At 26.7% G+C, this 26,679-nt stretch carries 27 protein-coding genes and 13 pseudogenes; 15 read left to right on the forward strand and 25 right to left on the reverse strand.

Annotated features, from left to right (window positions below; translation table 11 throughout):
• The first annotated feature begins 7 nt into the window (after nt 1-7).
• On the forward strand, nt 8-154 hold the full coding sequence (locus BVAVS116_RS06980; protein ID WP_015899279.1) for a hypothetical protein: 147 nt from the start codon (nt 8-10) through the stop codon (nt 152-154).
• Between the two features lie 283 nt (nt 155-437).
• On the opposite strand, the gene BVAVS116_RS06890 is transcribed toward BVAVS116_RS06980, so the two are convergent.
• From BVAVS116_RS06890 to BVAVS116_RS05760, 24 genes and pseudogenes are all read right to left on the reverse strand, one after another.
• Nucleotides 438-632: an Mlp family lipoprotein gene (locus BVAVS116_RS06890; RefSeq protein ID WP_015899282.1), complete on the reverse strand. Its 195-nt coding sequence runs from the start codon at nt 630-632 to the stop codon at nt 438-440.
• A 418-nt stretch (nt 633-1,050) separates the two neighbouring features.
• Nucleotides 1,051-1,523, reverse strand: a pseudogene (gene bdr / locus BVAVS116_RS06740) (Bdr family repetitive protein).
• Nucleotides 1,524-1,635: 112 nt separating this feature from the next.
• Nucleotides 1,636-1,977 (reverse strand): annotated as a pseudogene (locus BVAVS116_RS06325) (BBA14 family lipoprotein).
• Entirely contained in the window at nt 1,970-2,305 is a 336-nt protein-coding gene (locus tag BVAVS116_RS05670) for a BlyB family putative holin accessory protein (RefSeq protein ID WP_040351406.1), read from the reverse strand. The pseudogene BVAVS116_RS06325 and the gene BVAVS116_RS05670 overlap by 8 nt, the downstream one beginning before the upstream one ends.
• Nucleotides 2,295-2,641, reverse strand: a pseudogene (locus BVAVS116_RS05675) (BlyB family putative holin accessory protein). Before BVAVS116_RS05675 ends, BVAVS116_RS05670 begins: the two are co-directional and overlap by 11 nt.
• A gap of 3 nt (nt 2,642-2,644) precedes the next feature.
• On the reverse strand, nt 2,645-2,845 hold the full coding sequence (locus BVAVS116_RS05680) for a BlyA family holin (protein ID WP_040351407.1): 201 nt from the start codon (nt 2,843-2,845) through the stop codon (nt 2,645-2,647).
• A gap of 72 nt (nt 2,846-2,917) precedes the next feature.
• Nucleotides 2,918-3,741: pseudogene (locus BVAVS116_RS05685) on the reverse strand (DUF685 domain-containing protein).
• A gap of 9 nt (nt 3,742-3,750) precedes the next feature.
• Entirely contained in the window at nt 3,751-4,353 is a 603-nt protein-coding gene (locus BVAVS116_RS05690; RefSeq protein WP_015899291.1) for a DUF735 family protein, read from the reverse strand.
• A gap of 2 nt (nt 4,354-4,355) precedes the next feature.
• Nucleotides 4,356-5,288: pseudogene (locus BVAVS116_RS06895) on the reverse strand (DUF276 domain-containing protein).
• 3 nt (nt 5,289-5,291) lie between these two features.
• Nucleotides 5,292-5,908: pseudogene (locus tag BVAVS116_RS05705) on the reverse strand (DUF792 family protein).
• A 52-nt stretch (nt 5,909-5,960) separates the two neighbouring features.
• Nucleotides 5,961-7,211: pseudogene (locus tag BVAVS116_RS05710) on the reverse strand (DUF759 family protein).
• Between the two features lie 40 nt (nt 7,212-7,251).
• The gene (locus BVAVS116_RS05715; RefSeq protein ID WP_015899299.1) at nt 7,252-7,455 is read right to left on the reverse strand and encodes a DUF1322 family protein; all 204 of its coding nucleotides are present in this window, start codon (nt 7,453-7,455) and stop codon (nt 7,252-7,254) included.
• Complete coding sequence (locus BVAVS116_RS05720) at nt 7,452-7,898, reverse strand: DUF1473 family protein (protein ID WP_015899300.1); 447 nt, start codon at nt 7,896-7,898, stop codon at nt 7,452-7,454. Before BVAVS116_RS05720 ends, BVAVS116_RS05715 begins: the two co-directional genes overlap by 4 nt.
• Nucleotides 7,899-7,913: 15 nt before the next feature.
• Nucleotides 7,914-8,346: pseudogene (locus BVAVS116_RS05725) on the reverse strand (DUF1463 family protein).
• Nucleotides 8,347-8,358: 12 nt separating this feature from the next.
• Nucleotides 8,359-9,471: a DUF787 family protein gene (locus tag BVAVS116_RS05730; protein ID WP_015899303.1), complete on the reverse strand. Its 1,113-nt coding sequence runs from the start codon at nt 9,469-9,471 to the stop codon at nt 8,359-8,361.
• Nucleotides 9,452-10,026: pseudogene (locus BVAVS116_RS05735) on the reverse strand (DUF764 family protein). Before BVAVS116_RS05735 ends, BVAVS116_RS05730 begins: the two are co-directional and overlap by 20 nt.
• Nucleotides 10,023-10,340: pseudogene (locus BVAVS116_RS05740) on the reverse strand (hypothetical protein). The pseudogenes BVAVS116_RS05735 and BVAVS116_RS05740 overlap by 4 nt, the downstream one beginning before the upstream one ends.
• 60 nt (nt 10,341-10,400) lie before the next feature.
• A complete protein-coding gene (locus tag BVAVS116_RS06985) occupies nt 10,401-10,499 on the reverse strand; it encodes a DUF1506 family protein (RefSeq protein ID WP_081581236.1) in 99 nt (32 codons plus the stop codon).
• A 529-nt stretch (nt 10,500-11,028) separates the two neighbouring features.
• Nucleotides 11,029-11,585: pseudogene (locus BVAVS116_RS05745) on the reverse strand (chromosome replication/partitioning protein).
• An 85-nt stretch (nt 11,586-11,670) separates the two neighbouring features.
• Nucleotides 11,671-12,378: pseudogene (locus tag BVAVS116_RS05750) on the reverse strand (ParA family protein).
• Between the two features lie 36 nt (nt 12,379-12,414).
• On the reverse strand, nt 12,415-12,603 hold the full coding sequence (locus BVAVS116_RS06830) for a DUF226 domain-containing protein (RefSeq protein WP_322786709.1): 189 nt from the start codon (nt 12,601-12,603) through the stop codon (nt 12,415-12,417).
• A 79-nt stretch (nt 12,604-12,682) separates the two neighbouring features.
• Nucleotides 12,683-12,811 carry a DUF226 domain-containing protein gene (locus tag BVAVS116_RS06835; RefSeq protein WP_322786710.1) on the reverse strand — a complete coding sequence of 43 codons (129 nt, stop codon included), beginning with the start codon at nt 12,809-12,811 and terminating at the stop codon, nt 12,683-12,685.
• A 201-nt stretch (nt 12,812-13,012) separates the two neighbouring features.
• Entirely contained in the window at nt 13,013-13,216 is a 204-nt protein-coding gene (locus tag BVAVS116_RS05755) for a hypothetical protein (RefSeq protein WP_015899309.1), read from the reverse strand.
• Between the two features lie 1,116 nt (nt 13,217-14,332).
• Entirely contained in the window at nt 14,333-15,487 is a 1,155-nt protein-coding gene (locus BVAVS116_RS05760) for a type I restriction endonuclease (RefSeq protein WP_015899312.1), read from the reverse strand.
• A 390-nt stretch (nt 15,488-15,877) separates the two neighbouring features.
• Here BVAVS116_RS05760 and BVAVS116_RS05765 point away from each other — a divergent pair, with 390 nt between their 5' ends.
• The 7 genes from BVAVS116_RS05765 to BVAVS116_RS05795 all read left to right on the forward strand — a co-directional run bounded on the left by BVAVS116_RS05765 (nt 15,878) and on the right by BVAVS116_RS05795 (nt 22,355).
• Nucleotides 15,878-16,690: a hypothetical protein gene (locus BVAVS116_RS05765; protein WP_015899313.1), complete on the forward strand. Its 813-nt coding sequence runs from the start codon at nt 15,878-15,880 to the stop codon at nt 16,688-16,690.
• Nucleotides 16,691-16,741: 51 nt separating this feature from the next.
• The gene (locus BVAVS116_RS05770; RefSeq protein ID WP_015899314.1) at nt 16,742-17,518 is read left to right on the forward strand and encodes a hypothetical protein; all 777 of its coding nucleotides are present in this window, start codon (nt 16,742-16,744) and stop codon (nt 17,516-17,518) included.
• 42 nt (nt 17,519-17,560) lie between these two features.
• Complete coding sequence (locus tag BVAVS116_RS05775; protein ID WP_015899315.1) at nt 17,561-18,601, forward strand: hypothetical protein; 1,041 nt, start codon at nt 17,561-17,563, stop codon at nt 18,599-18,601.
• Between the two features lie 57 nt (nt 18,602-18,658).
• On the forward strand, nt 18,659-19,354 hold the full coding sequence (locus tag BVAVS116_RS05780; RefSeq protein WP_040351408.1) for an ABC transporter ATP-binding protein: 696 nt from the start codon (nt 18,659-18,661) through the stop codon (nt 19,352-19,354).
• Nucleotides 19,347-20,576: an ABC transporter permease gene (locus BVAVS116_RS05785; protein ID WP_040351409.1), complete on the forward strand. Its 1,230-nt coding sequence runs from the start codon at nt 19,347-19,349 to the stop codon at nt 20,574-20,576. The genes BVAVS116_RS05780 and BVAVS116_RS05785 overlap by 8 nt, the downstream gene beginning before the upstream one ends.
• The gene (locus BVAVS116_RS05790) at nt 20,569-21,294 is read left to right on the forward strand and encodes a hypothetical protein (protein WP_015899318.1); all 726 of its coding nucleotides are present in this window, start codon (nt 20,569-20,571) and stop codon (nt 21,292-21,294) included. The genes BVAVS116_RS05785 and BVAVS116_RS05790 overlap by 8 nt, the downstream gene beginning before the upstream one ends.
• 95 nt (nt 21,295-21,389) lie before the next feature.
• Complete coding sequence (locus BVAVS116_RS05795) at nt 21,390-22,355, forward strand: hypothetical protein (RefSeq protein WP_095456348.1); 966 nt, start codon at nt 21,390-21,392, stop codon at nt 22,353-22,355.
• A 332-nt stretch (nt 22,356-22,687) separates the two neighbouring features.
• Here BVAVS116_RS05795 and BVAVS116_RS05800 read toward each other — a convergent pair whose 3' ends face one another.
• Nucleotides 22,688-23,254, reverse strand: a complete 567-nt coding sequence (locus tag BVAVS116_RS05800) for a P52 family lipoprotein (protein WP_015899321.1) — start codon at nt 23,252-23,254, stop codon at nt 22,688-22,690.
• Nucleotides 23,255-23,984: 730 nt separating this feature from the next.
• On the opposite strand from BVAVS116_RS05800, the pseudogene BVAVS116_RS06840 reads away from it, so the two are divergent.
• From BVAVS116_RS06840 to BVAVS116_RS07000, 7 genes and pseudogenes are all read left to right on the forward strand, one after another.
• Nucleotides 23,985-24,161 (forward strand): annotated as a pseudogene (locus BVAVS116_RS06840) (hypothetical protein).
• Between the two features lie 55 nt (nt 24,162-24,216).
• On the forward strand, nt 24,217-24,291 hold the full coding sequence (locus BVAVS116_RS06845) for a hypothetical protein (protein WP_280109772.1): 75 nt from the start codon (nt 24,217-24,219) through the stop codon (nt 24,289-24,291).
• Between the two features lie 645 nt (nt 24,292-24,936).
• Nucleotides 24,937-25,086: a hypothetical protein gene (locus BVAVS116_RS06565; protein ID WP_015899323.1), complete on the forward strand. Its 150-nt coding sequence runs from the start codon at nt 24,937-24,939 to the stop codon at nt 25,084-25,086.
• Nucleotides 25,087-25,186: 100 nt separating this feature from the next.
• Nucleotides 25,187-25,372: a hypothetical protein gene (locus BVAVS116_RS05805; RefSeq protein WP_015899324.1), complete on the forward strand. Its 186-nt coding sequence runs from the start codon at nt 25,187-25,189 to the stop codon at nt 25,370-25,372.
• Between the two features lie 249 nt (nt 25,373-25,621).
• On the forward strand, nt 25,622-25,792 hold the full coding sequence (locus BVAVS116_RS06990) for a hypothetical protein (RefSeq protein WP_015899325.1): 171 nt from the start codon (nt 25,622-25,624) through the stop codon (nt 25,790-25,792).
• Between the two features lie 289 nt (nt 25,793-26,081).
• On the forward strand, nt 26,082-26,423 hold the full coding sequence (locus tag BVAVS116_RS06995) for a hypothetical protein (RefSeq protein WP_015899326.1): 342 nt from the start codon (nt 26,082-26,084) through the stop codon (nt 26,421-26,423).
• Nucleotides 26,401-26,577: a hypothetical protein gene (locus BVAVS116_RS07000; RefSeq protein ID WP_407637028.1), complete on the forward strand. Its 177-nt coding sequence runs from the start codon at nt 26,401-26,403 to the stop codon at nt 26,575-26,577. The genes BVAVS116_RS06995 and BVAVS116_RS07000 overlap by 23 nt, the downstream gene beginning before the upstream one ends.
• Nucleotides 26,578-26,679 lie beyond the last annotated feature (102 nt).

A 26,679-nucleotide genomic window follows, 5' to 3' on the forward strand; every position in this document is an offset into this window, starting at 1 on the left:
AGTGTTTATGTCGCTTAAGCAGCCCGTTTACGGAATTAGTCCATTAAAATTCTTTAGTGCGTTAAAAGAAGAAAAACAATTTGATTATATTTTTGCAGCGTGGCAATATATTAAAACAGCAAGGCACCCAAATAAGGGAGGTTGCTATAGGTAAAAATATTAGGTAATAAATAAGTTTATTTTTGTAATTATAGATCCTATTTTATGGATACTACAATTTAAGTTAGTTTCAGTTGTTTGTGAGACCAGCATAATGGCTATTGGTCTTTGAAAGTTCATCTTTAAAAAGCTTTTAAATCTCATCATTAGAATTTTTACCAAATATATCTCCAGCGATGCCCCTAAAATATTATTCTATTTCGTTATCACCATCACCGCTATATTTATTATTATGATTTTGATCATTACAGTTTTTGTTTTGATTAGCAACTTTACAATCAATAGCCCCCCAGCCCCCCAGCCCCCCCCCCTTTAATATAACTATCAAAATCTTCATTATTTGCTTTTGATTTCCTTTTATTTTCTAAAAAGTCATAAACTTTGGTAAAGTCTCCGGCCAATTCTTTTTGTTTTTCAATCTCTTTAGAGAGCCAATCAAAGAAGTTATTACACTTACTCCTGTTCCCATTCATGCGTCCTTGTATCTGATTGTTTAATTTTTCAGTTGTGTATTTAAGTGCAGTTACTAAGGAATTAAATATTTTTTTTACCGGGTGTTAGAGTAATTTTTTTTCTACTTTTTCTTCTTTTTCTTCTTAAGGTTCCTGTTTATCTAAATCACATTTTTTTCTACCTTTGTATTGCTGTGTATTATTTTTATTTAAAGGGTCATTATTGTTAGAATTATAACTGTTTAATACGAGTAAAAATAGGCAAAATAATATATTATTGATAATTTTCATTTTTATCCCCTTTTTTCTCTTCAGTACAATACATTAAGTAACAAAAAAGTTTATTTTTCTGTAACTATAGATCCTATTTTTAAATATTGATGTTATAAGGGTGTTATTTAAAAATGATAAATTATGCGTCGAAGATTTTTTGTAATTTCTATTTGAAAAATCTAGTAATTAGCGATAGAACACCGGTTGTTATGATAGATATAGCAATGGGGACTACTACTATTGCGGAAATAGTTATTATTCTGTTGCTCACTTTTAGTTTTTCCGATAATAATTTATTATTAGTTTTTATTTTTTTCAATAATAATTGATTATTAGTTTTTCGTCAAGATTTTGTTTAAGATCTTGTGCTAAATTAGACATATCTTATTTTAAATTCTTTTCTACATTAGCTATCTTAGCGGTAAGTTCACTTTTTACATTATCTATCTTAAAAACAAGATTATCAAACTTTATCTCAAATTGTTTTTCTAAATTTTCTAAATCTCTATAGGTAAGTTCATTGTGATAATATTTTTTTGATAAATCTTGTACTATTAATTGTTCCATCCCTAGTCTAATAAATTCGTTATACATTTGTTCTTCACTTACACTTGCAGTATTTGATAGTGCTGGTTTCATAATAATTTCCCTTTACTGCCATATTATACACTATTTTAGTTAGCTTTAAATATTTTTATATATAAATTATAAATTATCGCAAGAAAAACCTTTTTGTAATTTTCATTTGTAATTAGAAATACGTATTATAGACTTTTTTTGCTATGGGTTTTGTTTTTTTAATGTACTCTAGAAGTAGTTTGATATTGTGTTTTATTGAAGTTATTGAATGTTCGTCTTTTAGTGTTGATAAATCCGGATAAGTATATTCCTGGATAATTCGGATCATTAACTTTAGATTTTGTTTTAGATAAAAATGTTACTGGATACATAGCGTAATCTGATAGTTGTTCCTCATATTTAGCTAAAGATTCTAGTGTTTGAATAATTGGGGGTGAAGTTCTCCCGGTAGGCTAGCAATGATAGTACAGCATAGTAGCAAAATAAGTAAAAAGTAGTTTGCTAACTTAAGCATTTTCACCTCCCTTAAGAAGGTTGATATACTCATGCATGATTTTGTTGCGTTTTGCTTTTAATGAAGAAATAATTCTTTTGCTTTTATTAGTAAAAATAGCCTCTATTATTTTAATATTGCATTTTAATATGTCTTGTATTTTTGCAAATATTCTCATTGATTCAGCCGTTTCCATAGATTTTAGTGTTTCAATATATGTTTTGTAGAAAAAATCTATTACTTTATTGAAAATATTAATGTAGTTATCATCTATGTTGGTAGTATTTTTAGCTATGTTAGTTAAATTAGATAGTAAATTAAGCCCTAAACCAACAGTATTATTTTGTATTATTTATCCCTTCCTGGTAGATAGGTTTTCCTTCTTTATTGAATTTGAGCTTATTAGATATTTTTAGATTTTTTTAATCAGAATTAACTAGATCAATACATTTATTGATTTTCTCATTTATTGGAGCGAGTGTTTTATTTATTGTTGGTGTTAATGCATTCTCAAGTTTTTCCATATTTGATTTATAAATTAATTTGTAATGAGTATACAGCTCATAAACTAAAAAAATCCTTTATGTGCAATCTCATCAAATTCACCTTCAAATTTAGAAAATATTTCAATAAGGGTTGATATAGACGTAAGTCCACTATCATGATTATCTTTAGATAATTTCATAAATTAATCCCGTTTTTTAATATGATTGTTGCCATTGTCATTGCCATTTCTAAAAATCTTACCTATTACTATTGACAATATGTCTTTTAGTAAAGGTTTTAGAAAAATTAACACTCCTAGAACTAGTACAGTGACAAAAATCATTACGGCTATAAGTTTAATTTCATTTAAATTTATAAGAAGTTCAGTTATTTTAATATCCATTTTTAATTCTTCATTTTAACTTTTTTATTTATACATATATTATATACCAAAATTGTAATTTTTGCTAAAAATTTACATCTTTAAAAGAACTGGGACAGGATTTCCTGATTCACGGCCTTGCTTTTGGACATACCACCCTTTGTATACAGGAGTTCTGCTAGATAGTGCTTTAGGTGCGTTCGATTGCTCATAAGCCATACTCGTTTCACTTCCATCGGAATACTTTAAATATAGTATTTTATCGCTCACATCTGAATAATGTTTTATGTCAAGCTCAATATCAAGGTAAATAGGGTCATGATCATAACTTTTGGAAAAAAATAAGAATTATACTACGATTTTCATCGTATTTCAAAGAAACAGGTACTGATTTATTTTCGTAGTCAGAAGGATAAAGCGTAGTTCAGGAAGTTGTGCTGTCATAAGTAAAATTAGATGGTACTCCGAGTAATTGTTTGGGAACGCGTATTTTTTTGAATAGTGCTTGAAGAGGGCATTATCAGAAGATCATTACTTCTCGATAGAGTAGCTAATGATATGCTATCTGTAAGGCGAGATTTAATTTTACTGAAAAGGTTAGAAAGCTTATCAGAATCATTGCCAATTAGTTTGTCTAATGTTTTAGCATAAATTTTTTCTACAAAATCTTTATCAGCTGCAAGTTCTTCAGCGATTGTAGACTTTATTATCTCTTTAAAATAGTCTAGTCCTTTCCCTTTTAAATATTTTGTCTTTAGCGAGTTTAAAAAATCTTTAAAAGTAATAGCGTTACAACTTACAACTTCATCATCAAGTAATAAAAAATCATCGTTTTTAACGCTTGTTACCTTATTTAAATCTTTTGTTTGAACAGTTTCTTGTTCATCAATTAATAATTTTTCTTTATCATCAGCCATTAAGTCTCCTTAATTGTTAAAAGTAATAATATTTTCACTATCTTTATTATTAATTTTAAGAACTTTATCTATAGGAATAATCCTTTTTATGAAAGCATAAATTGAATGATCATATCCTTTAGGAATAGAGTTGAATATTAAAGCCTTTTTAGATGCAGCGTATCCAACTTTTTTTCTAGTTATTATCTTTCTAAGCGGTTTTCCTGGTGCAGTGCTAGGAGAAATAAATGTAATAAAATTTGTTTTTATTGTTCCTTTTAGTGAGATATCAATAACACTAGTTTTTGGTGTAGTGACTGTAATATCTATATTTAAAAACGCCTTGAAAATTAGTTTAAACAATTCATTAGTGTCAATATGGCGTAAAGTCAAAATAACACTCTTGATATTAGTTGTAATACTTTGTAAAGCTTGAGTTTTTGTATAGAAAATTGATAAAATTTGAGATAGCCATATGGCAATGTATTTCGATTTTATATTTTCTTTTGCCCTAATATATATGAAGTTAAAATTCATGAATTTAAGCTCATTAAGCAGTGTTTGTGCATACTCCATTTCTGTACGTATAAATTTGTGAGCTTCAGTGTTTTTAAAAAAATTAGATATTTTCATATTTATGAGTTGTCAATACCAATAATTAATCGTTCAGTTGTATTGAAAATTAGCATTGTATCATCATCAATGGCGATATCTTGATTTTTTTGAAAATCGCTATTACTAATTTTTGAGATACTATCAGTATCTTTAACACAAGTGCTTATTTCCATAAACTTAATTCCTTTTACTTCATTAACAGGAGCAAAAAAATCTTGATATTCAAAACTAATTCCCATATCAGAATAGTTATTTGAAATAATCCTAGAGTATATGTTTCTAATTTGAGAGTCTATGTTTAAGTAGGGATAGTTTTTAAGGTCAAGCTTGTATTTTGCTTTCATATAAACATATTTTCTTTTTTTTAAGTGATCTTTTATAAGATTTTAATTGTCCAGTTGGATTGAGTTCATCAATTTCTATATCTCCTTCAAGTAAAGTGTCACTAGGAGTTGTAAGATACAACGTTTCCCAAAGTTTTGCTATAAATTATGGATTATTAATACTTGTTTTACCTGCGTCTAGTAAATCTTTTTTCAAAATTAGATATATATTGGCTTTATCAGCAGAACTTTTAATATATTTGCGTACTCTACACTAAAGTCTCCATCGGTATAATCAGTGCTCATAGGAGTCCCTAAAGTGTTCGCCATTATGAAATCAAATTTTTTTTCATGAGCAAATTTCTTATAATGTATTTTTACTATATCTCCGAATTTGATGTGGTCGGTGAAGTCTAGAGGCAAGTTTCAAAGTACAATTTTTGATTGTTTAGAACTTACAGTACTTAATTCTTATGCAAACCTATTAAATATGGAAATATCAACATGAATTCCATCTTGTGTATTGATTATAATTTTAGGAATCCTTTTCGGAAAAGGAGTTTCATCAATTGATTCTTTTGATTCATATACATCGTAGAACTCAATTTTAAAATCATGAGTTACTAACATATGCTATCCTTTATATTTTTCTAATTTAAATGTTTTCACTACTTTCATTGATAGACTAACACCAACTTCATAGATAAAGGGAGTGTCCTTAAACGAAAGACTTGTAATTATAGCCAATTATTTTAGCCTAAAAGTTGGACTTTAGACAGTAAAAGGAACTTGAGCTTGTAGTCTGTTTACTAGAGTTGTTCTTTTACAAGGTGTGAGTCAAAGTAGAGCAAGCAATTGCCAAAAATAGTTGTTTTGAATATTAAAAACATATGTTTGTACATATAGGTTAATACCCTACCACTTAATGAGATATGTTCTCCCACCATTATGGGGTTGTAGCTTACATATTCTGCTTTTCTATTATAATAGTTGATAACCGGGCGTTTAGAGCAATTAGTATTGTAAGTTCGTGATATTAGCTGGGTTTTTGGTTTTATAAAAAACAATTGTGGTACATATCCAAGACCTTTTAAATCTGGTCGTGGGTATAGCAATAAGAAGTTATCTGTTCTAAAAAGAGCAAATAGTTGGGTTGATATATCTTTTATTAATTGTCTAATTTCTTCACACGACATTTCCCTTTCTTTTTTATTTTCGAAATTGTCGATATTTTTATTTTTTATGTCCATAGAATTACCTTTTTTCCCCTTCATTTTCCTATAATAAAATCTATAAGCCATCTTAATCCCGTGACCCCCCCATAACTTTATTGAATAAGCTCGTGATTGAATCAAATATGGGATTGAGAAAGCTATCAATTATGCGTTTTACAATCCCGGACATGCCTTCTCTTTATAGGTTTTCATTATGTTTTTGACCTATTCAATTACTTCTGAAGCATCCTCAAGCACTGGTTGCATACCCGCAGCAGTTATATCCATAAGAGATTGCTCAAGTCTGGTTAAATTACTATCAATCTTTTCTTTTCTTATCAACATGCTTTGTAAGGCCGAAACTTGCATAGTCACTGCCTATTTCTACAAGTTTCTTAAACCTAAAGTCAAAATTATGATACAGAGCGTCTCTTTCATAGTTATCTTTGGCTTATACTGTATATTTTTCGCCTATTTTTGTGCCCGACATCATTTTATAAAGGTACCTATGTCCTCTAATATGCGTGTTAACAAGTGCTGCAGCCTCTTGCATGCTAGCTTGACCGCTATATACAAGATCAGCCATAATTTCTCCCGCAAATTTTAATCTCTCATAAGCTAACTGTTTCATGCTTGTTAGATTGCCCCCCTTAATAAGAGAAAATTGCTTTAAAAACTCTTCTTTTTTTAAGCTGCGCTCAAATCCTTTCCTAGTATTAAGAATTCCCCCGGTAATATTCCCTTCCTTATCCTTAGTCCCCATAAATAATGCTCGTTATTTTTCTATATAAAATGCGCTATTGAGGTGTTGCACTTTTTTCTATTGAGAAACTGCTTCAATTGATTTTTTAATCCAGCCAAATGCAAAGCCAAAATCCCATCACTTGCTCTACTAACAGCGTTACCAATAACAGTTCCTAGGGTGCTATCTATAGCAATTTTGGCAACAAGGCCTTTTCCTTGGGAGTTTACTTTTTGCTTTTGATTCTTTTGCAAGTTCTTTATACTCAAGGCACCTTTTGTTTCTATCTGACATTAAAGATCTTTGAAAAGCCTCTTTTCTAGCTTTTTCAAAGCCCACGCCTTGTTTCATAAGCTTTTTAGTTTCTGTAAGTCTATATTTCTCAACACGCTCTCTTAAGCTTTCAAATTTAGATTGTTTGCTTAATTCTTTTTTCTTATCTGACAAATTACTTTTTACAATATCTTTAGTACTACCCAAACTAGATTTTTTAGGTTTAAGATATTTTTCCATTTTGGTAATGTTTTGTTCGATGGCCTTTTTTGTTGCTGCATGATCAAGAACACCTTTAAATTTAATGGTGAATTTGTCGCGCATTAAGCCCTCATTTACTCAAAATTAATTCATATAATTCTTTTTATAATTTTAGATCAGCTATACGGTTAACTTCTAAAAGCTCATCATAAGGCAATTTCTTAGCATCATCGTACGAGCAAATATTCATAATTATTGGAAAATAGTATTTATCGTTTTTTATTTTATCAATTAATTTAAAATACTTTTTTCTGCTTTCATTAAGACTTGCAATAGTTTTGCCAATCTCTTTATTTATTTTGCTCATTTAGCAACTAGTTCAGTAGAATTTGATGTAAGTGAAGAAGTTGCTTTTGCATAATCAAAATTATCATTGATGTAGTCAAAAGTAACAAAATCACCAATATTATTTTCGTATTCACTCAAATATACTAAAGCGGGGTTTTTAAGATCATTATCTGCATGAAAAGTATTAAATTGTGCAGTGTAAATAATAGCAATAAGATAGTCCTTATAATAAGAGATAAATTTTCTATTTGCATCTAAAATTACATAGAATTCATCTAAAAATTTCGGACTTATCATTAAACTTGTAATTTCTCTTAAATATTTCACCTCATTAAGCTTATAAATAGCGTCGCTTTGATTAAATCCAAGCACTCTATCCCATTCATAGACCGGTAATACTCTAAGTGGATATTCATAGGTTTTATTTTTGGTTAAAATTTTCATTTTATATCTCATTATCATAGAAAAAATCTCCTTTTAATTTTTGTTTGGGTGTGTTTTTTGGCAATTAATAGCCCTAATTTCAAAAGTCACTTTTTCAGCTTTAGCTGAATAACTTCTTGATGGTTCTTCAGTGAAAATTGCATGGTTGGAAATAATTTTGGTAGCAATTCTATCATTGAACGCTAAATCAAGCATTTTATCATATTTGCTAACATCCATGTTATAAAACTGATCGTCTGCAATTTCAGTTAACGCAATATAATCGTGACTACCTAGATTAACTTCAATGTTAAAAATATAAGTTATCGTTTTAGGGTCTTGTAAGCTTATTACTGGGAAATCCTTTATCTTCAGTACTAACAACTGCTCTTGTTGTAGGCTCACTTGTAAGCTCAAGTTTGCCACTATGCAGCTGTATATACCACCCTATTGAAAAGTAAACTTCTCTTAAATCGTAAAATTGCATAATATTAACTCCTTATACGTTTAAACTATTTTGATAATCAACTATATCTTGAGAAGTAATTACTAAAGTAACAGCATTAATACTAAAGTTGTAAGTAATATTCACACTAAGTTCTAATTTAAGCTGTTTAGTACCCGAAAGGGTAAGATTTAAGTCTTTATATTCTACAATCAGTCTCCTATCAATAAACCGTTTTAGTAGGCATTCAATAGCAGAAGTGTACGCATTATCTCTAGCGCCACTAAGTTGGAGTGCAGATAATTTACTGTTTTGTCTATTGTTTTTATTCCAAATTCGAATAAGCTCAACAATAGCCTCGTTTTTTATATAAAGGTAAGTAAAAAGCTCGTCTATGGATTTTCCAGATAGATCAACTCCTTCTTTAAAAGCAGATATACCATCAAGACCAGTTTCATTAAGAAGTGAGTAAAAGTTAATTTTTGTATCCCTTAACTCTTTAATTACAGCGTCGTCAAGAAGTGGTTTAGCAGCTAGTGGCATACCATAAAGATTAACAGAATGAAAAATACTTGCTTGATGCAAATACGCACTTATAAATTTAAGATGTAAATTGTCCTTGTTATTACTATAAACAACAATATTCCTTTCTTTTTCAATATTGCCTTTATCCTTAAACAGTTCTTTTATTTCTTGTTCTTTAGTTGAGAATACAAAAAAAGTTGAAGACATTTTGAACTTATCATAGTCGTCTTTGTAAATTTTTAGTCCATCATCTGAATTATCACCTTCAGTATTAATAAGCATAACAAAAGAGTGTCTATGTACTTTTAGATAATTTTTTAATTCTTCGGGTTTATCCTTATATATGAAAATAACAGCGGATTTTGTAGATTCTTCAGTCGAATTGAAAAAATCTTTCATTGCGGTTGTTAACAGTGTTTTTTCTTTTCCAAACTGGTCTTCTCCATTGCCATTTTCTTTTTCTAAAGTTTGAATTTCTTTTTCATAATTATTAACAGTTAGATCTAATGTTTTATGGTTAACAGAATTTTTTTTAACCTTGATTTTGGCTGTTTTGTAGACCAAAAGTGGCTTGTAATAATTGGGCGTGTTAGCTTGAATGCTAGCTTTAACCAAGCTTACGCTAATTGTATCTTCCGGCAATTTTGTATTCCTCCTTTAAAATTTCGGTTATTTTTATACTAGCATTGAATGCTACAGATACATTGTATGCATGGTTGCTATATTTTGTACCTAAATTTATCAGTCCAACTGTTTGCATGTTAGATGTTGGATAAATATAAAAGTTAATTTTGCTTATATATTCGTGTTGAGATTGACTTTCTAACGTGTATTTATGGACTCTATTATGTAAAAATTTGCTAAGCATGTCGTAAAGCATTAGCATTCGAGAATTAGCATCAAAATCTTTAGCATTTAACACTACCGCAATAATATATATTTGAAAATCTAAACTAAATTCCAAAGCATTTTCGTAAAATGCACCGGGTTTACAGTCGTGATTAAATAGATGTTGTGTACCATCAAATTTCAATGCTACTATACTATATTAGGACTAGCAGTTGTAATTTTTGAAAGATATGGGTGATTGTAAGTATTCATAATCTCGCATTCAAAATTATTTTCAGTTGCATAGGTCTTAAACCCTTTAAATATTTTGATTAAATGATTTAAAATCACATCTAGAGTTACAATCATTCAAGTACCTTATAAGCAAGTTCTGATAACATTTTGAACGTATCCACAAGCGGAATTGATGCAGTATTACTACCTTTTTTTGATTTACTTTCGATTGTGCCAGCCTTTAAACCCGGTTTAACTTGCCCTGATAGCACATAATTTTGGTAATATCTTATAAAAGCTTATCCAATAGCATTCATTACCAATTTAGGATCAGTACGAAACTTAGAATTCACATAACTATTACTGATATATTCTCTAAATTCAGAACTACCAGCAATTTTAGTTAAGTGTTTTCGTACTGGTAAATTAGAGCTCCCTTTTTCATGCATTCTAGCAACACTAGAACGGCCCCCGAACCAGCCAATTTCTAACTCAATTGTAAATTTCTTCTATGCCCACATAAATTCCTTTAAAACTAAAGTAAAGTAGCCAATTGAAGAGTCAATGCTAATATCAGATATTGCGGGGGCATGGGCATTTGAAAAAATTAAACATTAAAAATATGATATTTATGTTATTTTAACTATAATATTTTTATTATCAATTTTAATAAAAAGGTTTCACATATTTACGTGTTAATTGTTATAATCATATTTTTAGTAATTTTAATTTCTATTTATTCTAATAATTTAGAATATTTTTTTTAAAAAAATGTAGATTCAAAAGTTTTAGGAACTATAACTTCTATTAAGAGCTCAATATCTCTTATATTTTCATTTTTGGCATTAACTATATGTTCAGTTTTAACCAATTTTATAAGCGCTATAAATGATCAAATGATATTTTTAAAAAATTTTCTTGAAGTCATCTCCTCGAGATTAAATTAGAAAAAAACTTAAATCTATTATAAACAACAAATTATCATTACATTAGGTATAGTGATTGGTTATTAGTTACTTTGGATTGAAATTGCATATAACAAAAAGACCTGTATTGGCAGTTCCATTTACAACGAACAAATAGTATGGGAAATTAAATTTTAACTCGAATGAGCGCTCTCATAATATTCATTCTGAATCAATAGGTTAATTTTTTATTTTTTTCATACTCAATTATAAGCTCAGGTAAAACATCTTTTTTTATCTTTATAAATTTTTTCAATAATAAAATACAACCTTTTGGTATCTTGTTTACAAAAATTATATATTTCCTTATCCCTTATTAAAATTCTAATGGGAATACTTTCATTGTTATCTTTAAATTCTCTGTGGGTATCTTTGTTTTAAAAATTTTTGTTTTCTATATATCTTAATGCAGATTTAAAGTTCACTTTTTTATTTTATCAATGGATACTTTGCCTTCTAAAACTTTTTATAAATTTTTAAGTATCTATACGCTTGACTTTTTGCAACTTCAAAAGATTTTATAAAATCATTAAATCGTTTAAAACCATCGTATTTATATAATTCTTTTTCTTTTATTTCATATAATATTTTCATTCTTTGAATTTTGTTGTTAATATCACCTTTTAGGTTATATTTAAGTTGTTCTTTTAGATTGTTATAATTTATTAATTCTTTGTCTTGATCATCATTTAAATTTGTTCCTTCTTTATAATTTCCAAAACGATTGATAAATAGTTTTTATTTTTCTTTCTTGGTTTTTATTTTCATTTCAAGCTCCCCGATTTATATTCCCCGGGGGAAAATACAAAAAATGTTATAAATCTAAGGTATTTTTTAATACATTGTTTGCTTCTTTATAATATTTACTCTTTAAATCTGGTTTCAAACGATTAATTCTAAAAACTTTTATACTGTTATAATAATGAATTTTGCCCTTTATATAATTACTATATTTCCTATACAGGGCATCTTCAACTTCCTTAAGGATATTTCTGTTTTTAATAAATTGATTTACAACAATTGAAATATTATAGCTTTTGTCTATAATATTTTGTATCAATATTTCTAAGCTCCCTATTGACCATGTTTCCGGTTGGACTGGAATAACAATGTGATTTGTAGTATTTAATGCATTTTTTAAAATAAAACCAAAACTGGGTGGTGTGTCAAGTAAAATGTAGTCAAAATTACAGCTTGGAAAATTTTTATCTAAACAAAAATCCAATAAATTTCCCTTAGTATCTATATTTTCATAATTAAATTCATAGAGAAAGGGGTGTAATGGGATTATAGAAATATGATCATTAATTTTGTTTACACATTAATCAAAATAAGCATTTCCCATTAATAAATTATAAATATTATTTTTATCAAAATTAAAAACGTATTTCCCAAAATAGGAGGTTATGGCGTTTTGTGAATCCATATCAATAAGTAACACTTTTTTACCCAAACCTTTTAATATATAAGAAAATAGTATTGATAATGTACTTTTTCCTACACTTCCCTTAAGGTTCGCCATTGTTATAATATTTGACTTTTTCTATCCATTTATATATTATTTCTTTAGCTTTTTACTGTAAAATTCATATGTAGTGTTTTCCATTCTTTTTATATGTTCTATATTAAACCTATAATATTTAGTATTTTCTTTATCTTTTTTCCTTAATAATGTTCTAAGATATTGAATATAACACTTGATAGAACATTTAATAAATTTAAATTCTAAGTAATAAAGTTTCTTTATTACTTAAGATCTATTTTTTTTTCTTTTAAAAAAAAGGGGGGCTTTTCTATTTGTCCCATTCATATTTTATTTTAGAAATTTATTTAACCTCTTTTATGGGAAAGAGGTTAAATAAATAATAATTTTTTTTATTATTAAGTTTTTGAAAAGTTAAACTTAATTTGTTAGCTTTATCAGCAATTCTAAATTTTACTAAATGTTTAAATATTTTTGTATATTTATAGCTATTAACAACCTATAAAAACCTTTATAAGTTGTTAATAGTTTAACAACTTATAAAGGTTTGTTGTGTGTTCAGCATAAAAAAACACTAACAATACTATTCCTACGGTAGTAGTATTTAGGAGGCATAATTATAGGCATTCCTAAGTTGATATATTCTTTAAAGCCAGTTTTGTTAATATTAAAATCATTTTATTTTTTGGTTTTTAATATTTTTAGTTATAAAAACTTTTCCGTATTGAGTTGCATCTTTAAAATTATAAACATTTTTTCTTTCAATTTCTAAAAAGTTTTTAGATTTTTTACTTATTTCGTTAATTGCCTTGCTAAAAATAACTTTTCTATTATCTAGTTTTACTATTTTAAGTATAGTTTTAACAAAAGATGTCACAATAAAAAAATTTTTTAGTTATTCTAATAACGATTTTTGTTTTCATCTTTGAAGACTTGAATTTTATTTTAAGACTTGAATATCTATTTGAGATTTGTATTTTTGGAATTTTTATATTTTATTAATATGTCTCATACAAAAGCTAAAATGTATAAAAATACCCAAAAAGCAATAAAAAGGAAAATAGAGCGCTATGAAAAGTATTAACCAAAGAATAGGTAAAGTTATTGCTTAGTTCATTTAATAAAAGGTATAAAATTCTTATAGAAACAGGTATTTAATTGAATTTGCTTTTAATACTGGCATGCATGAGGATATTTGAACTCGATAACTGGACCGATATAAAAGGTAGTGCTGGTAGAGGTCATATAAAAAAGCAAAATTAGTAAAGATAGAATATTATTTTTAAAATAAAGACTTATTAAAATAGATATAGGTGAAATAAAATTTAAATTTAGTTTAGAAAATAATAGTCAATAGTTATATTTTCTAAACTATAAATAATAATACGGTTAATAAAATTTGACCAACTGAAATGATGGCTAAAAAGCTAAAAAATTAGGATTTTTTTAAAAAAAGTAATCTTTATTTGCCTTAGCACAGCCGCTTAGCATATGTTTGTCAAAAAAAACAAAGATATTCGTTTTTACAACAAGAAATTGCAGAGTATTCAGATATTTTAACTACCATGATTTATGCCCATATATTATCCAATTTGATAAAAAAATTCTGCTTAAAAAGAATAGGATTTTGTATTAATAGAAATACTTAAAATAAGTTTGCTAGATTATAAAATGCCATGTGCCACATGAAAGAGATACTTTATACTAAGATTTATATACAAAAATATAATATTGTATATCATAAAAATAAAAAATATGACCCTGAAAAGAAACAAAGTAAATACCTACTTTCTTGTACTATAAACCAAGAATATAAAAAAAAATACTTTTTAAATTAGAGTAATCAAATTATTTGGGTTTTTAGTAATTTAAAATAAATAAATAGCTAGAAAAAAAATATAAAAAAAATAGATAGCAATGAATGTTGGGTATGGATAAAAATTTAATTAATTAATTTATATACATATATATATGTATATAAATTAATTATTATTCAATGCATTTTTCTATATTTTGAAACAATATTGTTGTAACTTTGTTTAATAAGATCTTTGATTTCTTCAATTTTGGAATTTTCTGTACAAAAAATCTGAATATCCCCATTACCAAGCTTTCCAATATTGCTAACATCTCTAGTAAAATCCTCTTTTAAAGTTACTTGACTTGGAGTAACGGTAATATTTATTTTATTTACTTTAAAACTAAAATCTGCAAAACACCTATTATACACTCTAAATACTGTGTACCACTTTGTTTCAACTTTTTCAATTTCATTGGGACTTAAATCAAAAATAAACCTTTCTAATTTCTGATATATTAATTTCATACCAGAACTTAACCTTTCAAAGCGTTTTAAATTTTCAGTTTTAATATTGTTACTATTTCTACCATCTCTAATAAATTCTTTATTGTTTTTTTTATTGTTTACTAACATATCACTTTTTTCATTAAGCATGTTAAAAATATTTTTAATAATGTTTTTACATATCTCATCTGAATGTGTTTTATTAAAATCAATTTTAGTTTTAATAAAATTAAGAAGATCATCACTTATATTTTTAATTTCTTTTTTTAAATAAGCCAAAAGTTTGTCTGTATATTTTTTTTCTAATGCAAAAGATCTAGCCTCTTCAATATTTAAAGAATTTTTAGTAAACTTTTCAAGATATTCAAAATCTTTAGATGTTAATTTTTCTAAATTAACAATTAAAAAGGGTTCTTTGTCCAGTAAATTATCTTTGTCTAAATCAGTATAGAATCTATATTCTATACCATTTGTTAATATAGCAAATGCAATTTTATATTTAGAACGAAGATTATAAAAATACTTTAATAATTGATCAAAATGATTTTCAAGATTTTCTTTATAACGCTTAGCTTCTAGTAAAATAGTGGGCTTTTTGTCTTTAGCACAAAGAACATAGTCTGCTTTTGTTTCATCTTTTTTAACAAAACCGGTTGCAACCTCAACCCGAACAAATGAAGGGTCAGTGTGGCAATAACCCATTGCATCTAAAAATGGATTAATAAAAAATTGTTTTGTTTCAGCTTCGTTTGTAATGCTATCTTTATGAGTTTGTATTTTTACACTTACATTTTTTAATTTTTTTACAAAATTTATATTTACAGTTTGATCTTTATTTGACATATATAAATTATATTAGCAATAAATTTTAAAATATTGATTTTTTATAAAAAAAGTTAATGTATGTATTAATTAATAACTTTTTTAATTTTTAAAATTTAAAAATATTTACTCATAAATATTCTTCTTAAAGTTTCAATGTTGAATTACTTAGATGGTATGGGTCAATTATTTATTTATGTATAGCTGTTTTTATGTTAGATATATCGGTTTTGTAAAATATATTTTCCCAATAATCAAAGAAATGAATGTTTCATAAAATTACTGTTTATGAGGATGTTTTAACCAATGTTTAAGAGTGAATTTTAGAAATGAATGCGCAGTATTGAATTTATTTTTTTATTATTTCCTTAAAAGTATAATTTATTGAGCTAAAGTTTGAATGGAGTGATTATGAAAGGAATTATTAGTCGTTGTTTTTTATTATTGTCTGTTAGTGTTGGTTATGTATATTCATTTGATGTTTCAAATAGAGAATTTTATAGCATATTAGAGGGCTATTATTCGGGTAAAATTGAAGAATTGTCAAAAAAAAATGATGAAGGTTCCTATATATATATGTTTAATGAATTTAAAGAGAAATTGGGTGAAATGAGTCCCGGTATCAAGCAATATTTTAATAATCTTGTTGATTATCAAATTGCCAGACTTCTTCAGAATAAAGAAGGAAGAAAGAATTCTTCTAAAAGCTATTCTGTTTTAAAAGCCACTAAAAAATCTCTTTTAGAGTTAATTGCATCAATAGATTTTAAAGGTTTAGAAAGAGTGATTCAAAGTGATATTTATAGGGTCTTAGGAGATGTTAATTTAATGCTCTTGAGGTATGCAGGTGGTGCAGCTTTAAGTAAGCTTGCAAATGAGACTAGAAAGTATTTTGAAAAGTCCTTAAAAATTAATAGTAAAAACTCATTTGCTAATACTTCTATTGCAAGTTGGTATTTGTATGCCCCAAGGATTGCAGGAGGAGATCCAAATAAAACTTTATCATTTGCTCAGTTGGGACTTAAACATGGTCAAACAGATGTAGAAAAATATTTCGCATATATATGGATAAGTCAGGCATATTTTCTTCTTAAAAATGAAAAAGAAAGCCTTAAATATATACTTAGGGCCGGAGAAATATTTCCTAACGGAGCTTTCCACAAGATGGTTCTAGAGCAAAACAAGGGTGGAAATTTGTTTATGGATTTTCCTATAAAAAATTAGTTGAATAGGGGGTTAATATAACTTATTTAAGATTTATAAGTTAATTTTTGTATGTTAAGGGTATGTTTAATTTTTTTAGTAAATGTTGGTTTATACTCTTTTGAAAAAGGCATAGAAGAATACATAAATAAAATAGAAAGCATTCATACTAAATATTGTTCTGGCAATTTTGAGTTTGATTTTTTTGCACCCGATAAAATTTTTAGAAATGAGCTTCAAAGTATAGAAAATAATATTTTAATGAAATATAGAAGGGAAAGCATTCAATATAATTATTTGAATTTACTTATGTCCTTAGTTTTGTGTGACGTTTCTTATTTAATTAATGATCCACATAAATACAATGAGTTGATTCAAAAATTAATTTGTAATTATAATTTTGCTTCTAAAATTTCTTTAGAAAAGAATGTTCCAGCGGATTATTTTAGGGCATTGGGAGAGCTTGCTATAAATTTAATACCTCATGACAGAAATAGATTATATTTTTATTTTGTTAATGCCAAGAGGCATTTAGAAGAGGCTTTAAAAATAGATGTCAATAACGTTAAAGTTTTTATTCCTTTGTCTATTTTTTATACAGTTAGAGTGTCAAATAGGGATTTTTATAAAATTTTATTGGCAAAAAGCTATATTGATAAAGCAGAAGGTATTAATCTTGGTAATAGGCAAAAATATTTAAAAGAATTAGTAAAAAGTTCTTTTTTAATTCGTACCAATAGAAGATTGGAAGCAATTGAGTGTTTAAAAAAAGCTAAGGCTATCTTCCCTAATGGGAATATGGTTGTGTTGGCAATTGAAAAATTAAAAGAAGGCAATTCCTTTTACTAGAAATGACTTCAAATTTAATTTTAATAAAGATTTAAGGTATTCATGAAAAAGTTGTTTTTTTTAATATTGATTTCAATTTGTTTCGGCGTGTTTGCAAATGAGTTAGATAATGAACTAAGTGATTTAGTAATAAGTGGAGTGGATTTTGAATTTCATCTTGATTATTTTAGTATTCCAAATAATTTTGAAAATAATTTTGATTTTATTTTGAACATTAAGGAGAATGATTCAAAAATCTCACCTTTTTTTAGATTAGGAACTGATTATTCCAAAATGTTTTTATTTGGTTCTGGACTTGCTTATGATTTTAGGAGATTTTTTTCCAAGGTATTTTATGAGATTAGGATCCCGTTTGTTTTTGATTCTAAGAATATTGAACATATTGGCAATTTTGAGTTTGGCTATAATTTTAATTATTTAAGGCTTGAAAATAGATTTAGATCGGGATTAATGAATCATTTAATCAAAGAAACAGAAGGTAGTGTTGATAGGTTATATCAGAATGCTTTAACCTTGGAAAACACGGTTTCGATTTTATTTCCAATTTATTATTCAGAGTTTCAGAGAGCAGATATTAGAACATCTTTCTTATATAAGTATTTACCAGATAATAATGAGCAGTTTTATAGAGTACATTGGAATTTAAAATATCTTGTTTCTATTCCTTTTGGGGAGTTGGGATTTAAGGTTGATCTTGGAATGGCAGGCGATTTTAAAAAGTCTTCTATTTTTGAAGCCGGATTTGATTATAATGCTTTAAATTTTTATGCTTTGACTATTCCCAAAATGGATCAAGATAGTCTTTATTTTAATGTTGTTTCTAATTTTGGATTGGAGTATAGATTGTTTTTTCTTGAAGCATTAAAAAATCTTGCTTCCGACTTGTTTTTGGTGATGTCTTCAGATATTGGATATGGTGTGAAAGAGGATTTCCTTTTAGATAAAGGAAAGTTTCTTTATATCTTGGGTTTTGGGATAGGTTATAAGTTCTTTAAGGAGGTTCCCTTTGTTTTCAAGGTTGGTATTAATCAGGATAAAAAATTATCATTTGGGTTTTTATTAAGTTCAATAATTTTTGAGTGATATTTTTTTTAGAAAATTTTTTAAATTGTACAGTTGAATTTAAATATAGGAGGTTTTGTGGGGGATATTAGTCTAGATTTAAAATTAGTTAATAAAAAATACAAAATTGGGCAGGAAATTGTTCATGCAAATAAGGATATTTCACTGAGTTTAAAATCAAGGGACATGGTTTGGATTTCAGGGCCTACGGGGAGTGGTAAGACAACTTTTATGAATTTACTTTCTGGAATAGATTCACTTGATACGGGAGAGATATGTTTCAACTCAACCCTTTTAAGTTCGATGAATGAAAAGGATAGAACTTTATTTAGGAGATATAATGTGGGGTTAATCTTTCAACATTTTGAGCTTATTCCAAGCCTTACAGGTTTTGACAATATTTCATTGCCCCTAAGATTTTCAAGAAAAAGTGTTAAGCAATTAAGGTCTAAAACGGAAGAATTAATAGAATTTTTTAAACTTTCAAAGTTTGTTAATAAAAAACCTAGATATATGTCTGGAGGACAAAGGCAAAGGATAGGAATAGCAAGGGCTTTTGTTTATGATCCCAAATTAATAATTGGAGACGAAATAACTAGTCATTTAGACAAAGAAACAGCTATTTTTGTTTATTCTTCAATACAAAAGTATCTTAAAGATAAGAATGCAATTGGAATTTTTGTTTCTCATGATTACAATTTAAAAAATTTGGCTAATAAACTTTATAGAATAGAAGATGGAGTACTGTCTTTAGTGGGAGGTGAATTTGTTTAAATTGGCTTTTTACAATATTTTTAGAGATTTAAGGCGTACAATCTTATTGTCTTTGCTTTTAGCAAGTTCCGTGGTATTTTTATTAGTTTTTGTTGGGTATATGAATTTTAGCAGAGAAGGGATGGAAAAAAGCTTTGTCAGTTCAACTGGTCATATTCAAATTGCGAAAGAAAATTATTTTAATCCCAAATTTAGTAGTCTTAAGAATGAGTTATTGCTTGAAGAAAAGGATATCAATCTTATACGAGATGAAATAGTTGGTTATGATGAATTACAATCCACCAATTTAATAGTTAATTTTGATGGGCTTCTTGGAAATTCTTCAACAAGTAACCCAGTTTTTGCATTTGCCTATGAAGACCCAGACATAATTACAAGCAGTTTGTCTTTACTAGAAGGTGAGCCCATTTTTCATGATTCTAATGGGGGTGAGTTTTTACTTGGGAGTAATTTAGCGGCTTCATTTGGTGTAGAAAAAATAACGGAAACCAATTTTGATCTTACACTAATGACAAATTTACTCGGCAGAGGCTTGAATTTTCAAAATATTAAAGTTGCTGGAATTGTAAAATTTCCATTTTCAACAGCAGATAATATTTTTGCAATTACTACTATTAAGACTTTAAAAGACCTGTTTGCATTTGAGGGTGGAGCACATGTGATCCAAGTATTTTTAAAGGATAGTTCTACTTTAGAGACTTTTAAAAAGAAATTAGATAATCTTAAAAAAGATAAGGGAATTGCATTTGATTATAATGACTGGTTTGAGATTAATCCTTACTTTAAATCTGTTTTAGGGATGACGAGAACAACATTTATGTTCATATTAGTCTTAGTATCTCTTCTTATCTTTATTGCATTTTTCCAAATAATGACAGCATTAAGCATTGAGCGCACTAGAGAACTTGGCACATTAAGAGCAATTGGTTTAACCAAATTGGAACTTTTTTACTCTCTATTTTTAGAAATTGTCATTATTTCTGTCATAAATATCGTTATAGGAGTAATATTGGCTTATTTTGCTAAACTTTTTATTCAGTTTCAAAAAATTAGTTTTACTCCTCCAGGTTATTCAGAAGCATATTACATTAATATATTTTATTATGCTAGTGATATAATGTATGTTTCAATTTTCATGTTAGTTCTTGCTATTTTTTCTTCTATTTTGCCATTTAGCAAAGCAAGTAAGAAATCGGTAGTAGAGGTAATGAACGATGTTTAAGATGTTTGCAATTGTTCTTAATTTTTGTGTTTTAACCTTATTAAATGCTGGGGATGAAAAAGGTTTAATAAAAGAATTTGAAAATCTGTATTATCCCCAATTAAAAAGCGGGATTTATGCTTTCAAGATGAATTTTAAAATTAATGTAAAAAACAATTTAGAAGAAAGTGTAGGGCTAAGAATTATTAATATTGATAATAGGGATACACGTTTAATTTATATGTCAGGATCAAAAACGGATTTTGCCTTTTTATCTATTAGGAATAAAGGGCATTTTATGTTAGGAAGACAAGCCAAAATCCCAATTAAGGTAAGTTCATCCTATAAGGTTAAGGGTGCGTCTGAACTTAAAGATATTTTAGGTTTAAATTTTAGTACAGATTTTGTTTTATTAAAATCCGAAGACAATAGGTTTGAATTTCAATCAAAAGAAAAATCAATCTATCCATTTGTAGATTTGTTAAAAATTAATGAAAATGATTTTAAAACTTTACACAAAGACAAGGATTTGAAAATTTTAAAAGAGGTAATTTACAGAAAGGGAAATATTAAAGGAATTGATGCTTTTGTTTATTTTGAAATTGAAGATAAAGCTTTTAACGATTCTAGTACAAAAATTTATGTAAAAGATATTATTAGTACGAGTCTAAACAATTCTATTTTTAGTTTAAAAGGATTTAATAGAATATTTGATATATATTCAAGTTATGTGAATTAAGAGTATATGTGGGATAGTTAATAGTGGGATTTTTAAAAAAGTTTTTCTTAATTCTTTTTTCGACTTTTCCTAATTTTTTATTTTCTGAATCTTCTTTGATTTTTAAGGAACATTTAGGATTAAAAACAAAATTTTCTTTATTATTTCCCGATGAGGATAAAAAAGATTTTTTTGGCACAGGAGCTTTGCAATTCTCCAATGAAGCGTATTTAGGATTTTTATTAAACTATAAGATGTTGGAATTTGGCTTTGCTCCTTCTTTTATTGTGCAAAATGATGATCAATATTTTAGTTTTAATAAATTATTCTTCAATTTAAGCTTTAATGATTTTATTTTTAAATTAGGTAAGCAAAATTATTATTTGGGAAATGGATTAATTGAAAATATTGTTTTAAAAAGGACTACAATAGAACCAGAGTGGTTTTTTGAGTTTTATTATTTTATTTCTAATTATTCTTTTTCCTTGGGTTCTATGTTCGACAAAGAAAGTCTAGATAAATTTTCGTCTCCTAAATATTTATCCCCCTGGCTTTATTTTCAAGCTTCTTTTGATGAAGTAGATTTACTTGCAATGGTTGAATTCCCATTTAATATTGAAAATAAAACTTTTGATATCACTATTATTTTTGATTTTTTATTTGAAGTTTATAGTGGAGTATTTTTTTACTCTACGTTAAGACAAGACCTACTTTGGTCTAAAAATTATAAATTTGATGATTATGGTAATAGATTTTTGCTGGGTCTTAGATATTATATTAGCTTTGAAAATGATATTTTTAATGATTTATCAATAGTATTTGAGGGTTATTCTAAAAATAATAATTATTTTTTGGGATCTGGGATTAAGTTAACATGGATTCGTGAATTATTGCAAACAACGGTTTCCTTAAAAACTAATTTAAATACAAATTCTTTACAATTCTATTTTGACAATAATTTTTTGATTCTTAAAGGATGTTCTTTAAAAGTGGCAAATATATTAGAATTTAATAAAAAGATAAATCTTAAAGATACCCCTTTTTATAATATGTTTACTATTGAATTAAAAATTGAATTATAAAATTTTTAGTTAGTATACTATATTTGTCTATATCCCATTCAAGATAGGTGTATTATATGGCAAAGTATAGAAAAATATAAGAAAAAATATAGACATTTTTTAAAAACTTATAGGATACAAGGTTAATAAAGAGTATAAATATAACTAATAATTTTTATTAGTAAATAGAAGTGGCGCTAGGGACTCTATACATAATATGTGAGGACAAAACATAGATGACGTTGATGCTAATAATTTATTTTTAAACTTAGAAAATGCTAGAAACAACTTAAAAAGCAAGCAAAATAAAAGATGGTAATGACATTTAATTAAAAATGAAAATTATTTTACAATTATAGCCTAAAATCATCTTTAAATAACTGTTTTATTACTTCCTTCACTTTAAAATATTGTTTATCAATAGTGGGTCTAGGCATAAAATACTCCTTTCCATTATACCAATATTCATGTCCTCCTTCACCAGAATACTTAATATCTGGAGAATATAAATCCCTTATACATGAATAAAGCCAAAAAACTCCGTGTTTAAATTTATTATTCTGCTCATTTTTTAACCCACCAAACAACTTAATCAGTTCTTTAGATCGCTCAGAACCTAAGTCTAAAAAGAATTTATTAAAATACTTCTCATTATAGTCATGCACTGGGGGCACATCGCGATAATTAGGATCCTTTAAACTGATTATAGTTTTTTTTATATCTACTAATAAACGGTGTTCAGCCACATATAATTTTAAATTAGAAAATATACCTTCAGCAACAATCTCATCAGTTCCTTTATCGTAACTTTCCATTTCCAAATTCTCAAAAAAATTTTGAGTAGCTTGTTCCTGCTTATCAGGCAAATAACAACCCAATAAAGTTACTGTTATCATGTAAACGCTAACCAAAATCCTCATCTATGCTCCTCCTCCACCTTACTGCTAAAATAATATATAAATTTACTAAACTCAAAAAGCTCTACTAAAGTAGATTTCTCTAGAAAAACAAGTATATACCAATTTTATTTTTCCTCAAGAATTGTTAAATATTAAATCATTATATTGATTTATGGAAATTAAATATTTTAATAATATAATTGTAAAATTAATTTATAAACACAAGCGTAAAAGTTACATTACAATAATAATTTTATTAAAATCAAGTTTTATTGCATTAAAAATGCAAACAAAAAAATTATAAGTTCAAATATACCTGCTTTTTGTAGAAAATTAATTCAAATTGGAATATTGTACACTTAAATTAACACTTTTGGTTGATTTTTTTAAAACCTGTTTATATCTTTCATTTTTTTAAAAAATCAAAACATTATAAAACTTGTATAGCTGATTTGTTTGTAACAGATATAGCGGCAAAAGTAGGACTACACAGAAAAAATAGATCAAGAACCGGTTAAATCTGTTAAAGCTTAAGAAGAACAAAGAAAAATTGAAAAGAGGAAACAAAAAAAAATAGAAATACAAAAACAAGAAGAAGAAAGACGGGCTAAAGGCACAATTGAAATACTTACAAAAAATAAACGAAATAAATAGAGATATCGATGCTATCAAACATAAAAGTTAGTTTATAGGGGATGTAAAGAGGGTAATAGCAGCGGCAACAGAAGTTATAGATAGAATTACAGGTCCCATATATAACCATTTTACCGATGATAATAACGCTATATATCGCTTGATGTGATTTAAATACAGACTTAAAAAAGTTATTGAAAAAATTGTGAGTAATACTAGAAGCGATTTAAGAGCTAAATTAAATAAAAACAATCGAAGATATACTGATGCAGGAAATGAACCCTGGTTAAAATAAAATGCAATGGTTGCAGAAATTGAATCAGACTTAAATAAAATCAGAATTAAAAGAGATTAAAAAATACCTTAAAAATGAATCTAATTTTGAGAAAATTAAAGAGAATATAGCTAACAGATACTATGAATAGCTTTAGTTGTGGTTAAGCTTTATATACGCAAAATAATAATTAGTAAGACATTTGACTATTTATTTGGGGTTAATGTACTTCTATTATTATCTAATAATATAGTTTGGGGTTACTTTTGATAAGTACAAGATAGAATGATTCTTTTGTATTAGGAAGAGTCCTTACTGAAAGATTTAAAAACAAACATAAAAATTGATCAATAAAAACAAATAATAATTTGTTAGTAAAAAGGTATAAAATAAAGTATAGAATATTTTAAGGCAATTAGAAACTTCTTCTAAGATAGCTGAAACAACGAGAAGCAAGAAAGAAATAGAAAAACTTATTCAATAAAAAATTTTTAAAGATTATTTTCTTTAAAGGTATACTAATAAATCCTTGATAAAAAATACCATAACATAACCATTTATAGTCCAATATATAGATTTGTTTTACAAAAAATTTTTATTCTCTCTAGTAAGTAAATCTTTTTTATTAGTTAAGAGTTTAAAGCTTGAATTTTATAATTCATTTGTATATAAAGATAAAAAAAAATAATTTTTAAAAAAAGATATTAATAATTTAAAATAAACAGTAAATAAAGATACGGCTGAAGTTGGATATGAAAATCAATATAAAATGAAAAATGGGATATTTAAAGAACTAATGAATGTTAGTGATAAGAAGCCATTATATGATGATGTTAATAAGGAAGGATCAGATACTGCAAATAGGGGTGCATGTTTTGTCGATATAATGAATTCCCGCAGCACAATGGTTCAATTGGATTGTGAAGAAGTTATGAATGGGTTATAAGAGAATAAAGACAATCTTGATTAATCAAATATTAATGGTTAAAAGAAGTGAAAACAAAATTTGAAGAGATTTAATTGCAAAGATTAATTTTTAGAAAAACATGCAAATAATTTTATTGTATCTTAATGAAACTAAGACAAATGATATTGATTCTTCTGACAGAAAATATTTAATAGAGCACGTTAATAAAGAATATAAAGATCTAATTACAATTAAGCTTCAAAGAATAAAATCGGAATATTATAATATTGTATCTAAATTTAAACTTTTTTCAATTTTTATTTAGAATTTATTTTTTAAGATTTGTTTATAAAATTCAATAAAAATTGCTTTGTCAACTCTTTTAACAGTGCTTGTTTAAAATTTTTAATAAGCAAGATTAATTCAATCAATTAACATACAATAGTAAATTGTAACTTAGTATATATAAATTAAAATGCAATAGTTTTGCCTCTTTTAATAGAAAGGTTTGTTAATTTTTGGAATCCAACTTAAAATGATTTAGAATTGGTATTTACTTTAAAGGCGAGAAAGCATGAAATTTAAAAGTAAATATTTGGCTTTGGGATTACTTTTTGGTTTTATCAGTTGTGATTTATTCAATAGAGATGAAATGAAAGAGGAATCCCTCGGTTTTCTTGATGAGAAAGGCTCTATCTTAGGTGCTAGTGAAAAATCTGTTAAAATACGTCTACTCATCATGTAAGGAGTAAATCTGCTAATAGTAGCAATTTATTACAAAAAATTGTAATGTTGGGGGAATAAAGTTTAAAACCTAAATTATTAAAAGAACAATCTGAACCTAGAAAGGAAAAAATACAAAAACAACAAGATGCGTATATAGGGATAACTCAAGGAAGTTTAAATTTCCTTAACGGTGAAAGTGTGAATTAAATGAGACTATTGAAAGCAATGAAATTGATTTCAATATAGATTCTGATTTAAAACTAAAGAGTGGCTTACAAACCATTTCAGGCTCAAATCCTATTTCATCAATGTATGAAATAGAGGAGGAAGATTATTATGAGGAAATAAGATTAAGCAATCGATATGAATCTTATCTGAAAAGCGTTGAATATAATGTAGATTTAGCAATTAAAACAATTGACAAGATATATAATAATTATTTTTTGTTTTCAACAAAACAAATCCAAATGTATTCTACGTTCCTTGACAGCACTACTAAAATCAAAGCTAAAGAAAAGACTAAAAGGTTTAAAAAAGAAGAACTTCAGCACGATCTTAAAAACTTATTGAATTATATTCAAGTAAGCGTAAAAACCGCGACGAATTTTATATACATAAGCGAAATACATGCAAAAAAAAAGATTAGATAACATCGAAGCAGAGGTAAAAAATTTAATTTCAAAGATCAAAGAACAATCTAATCCATACGAAGCATATAAAGCAATAGCAACTTCAATCTTGTTAATGAAGGATTCTCTTAAAGTAGTACAAAGTGTCATTGATAAGAGTGGCGTTTGGTACTAATATTTAATATTATTTTATTTTTAAAAAAACAGGCTACAACAATATGTAGCTTGTTTTAAATTAAATAAATAAGTTCTGGTTATAAAAAGTGTTGATTATGGA

It is taken from the genome of Borreliella valaisiana VS116 (genome assembly GCF_000170955.2).
GTDB classification, from domain to species: Bacteria; Spirochaetota; Spirochaetia; order Borreliales; family Borreliaceae; genus Borreliella; species Borreliella valaisiana.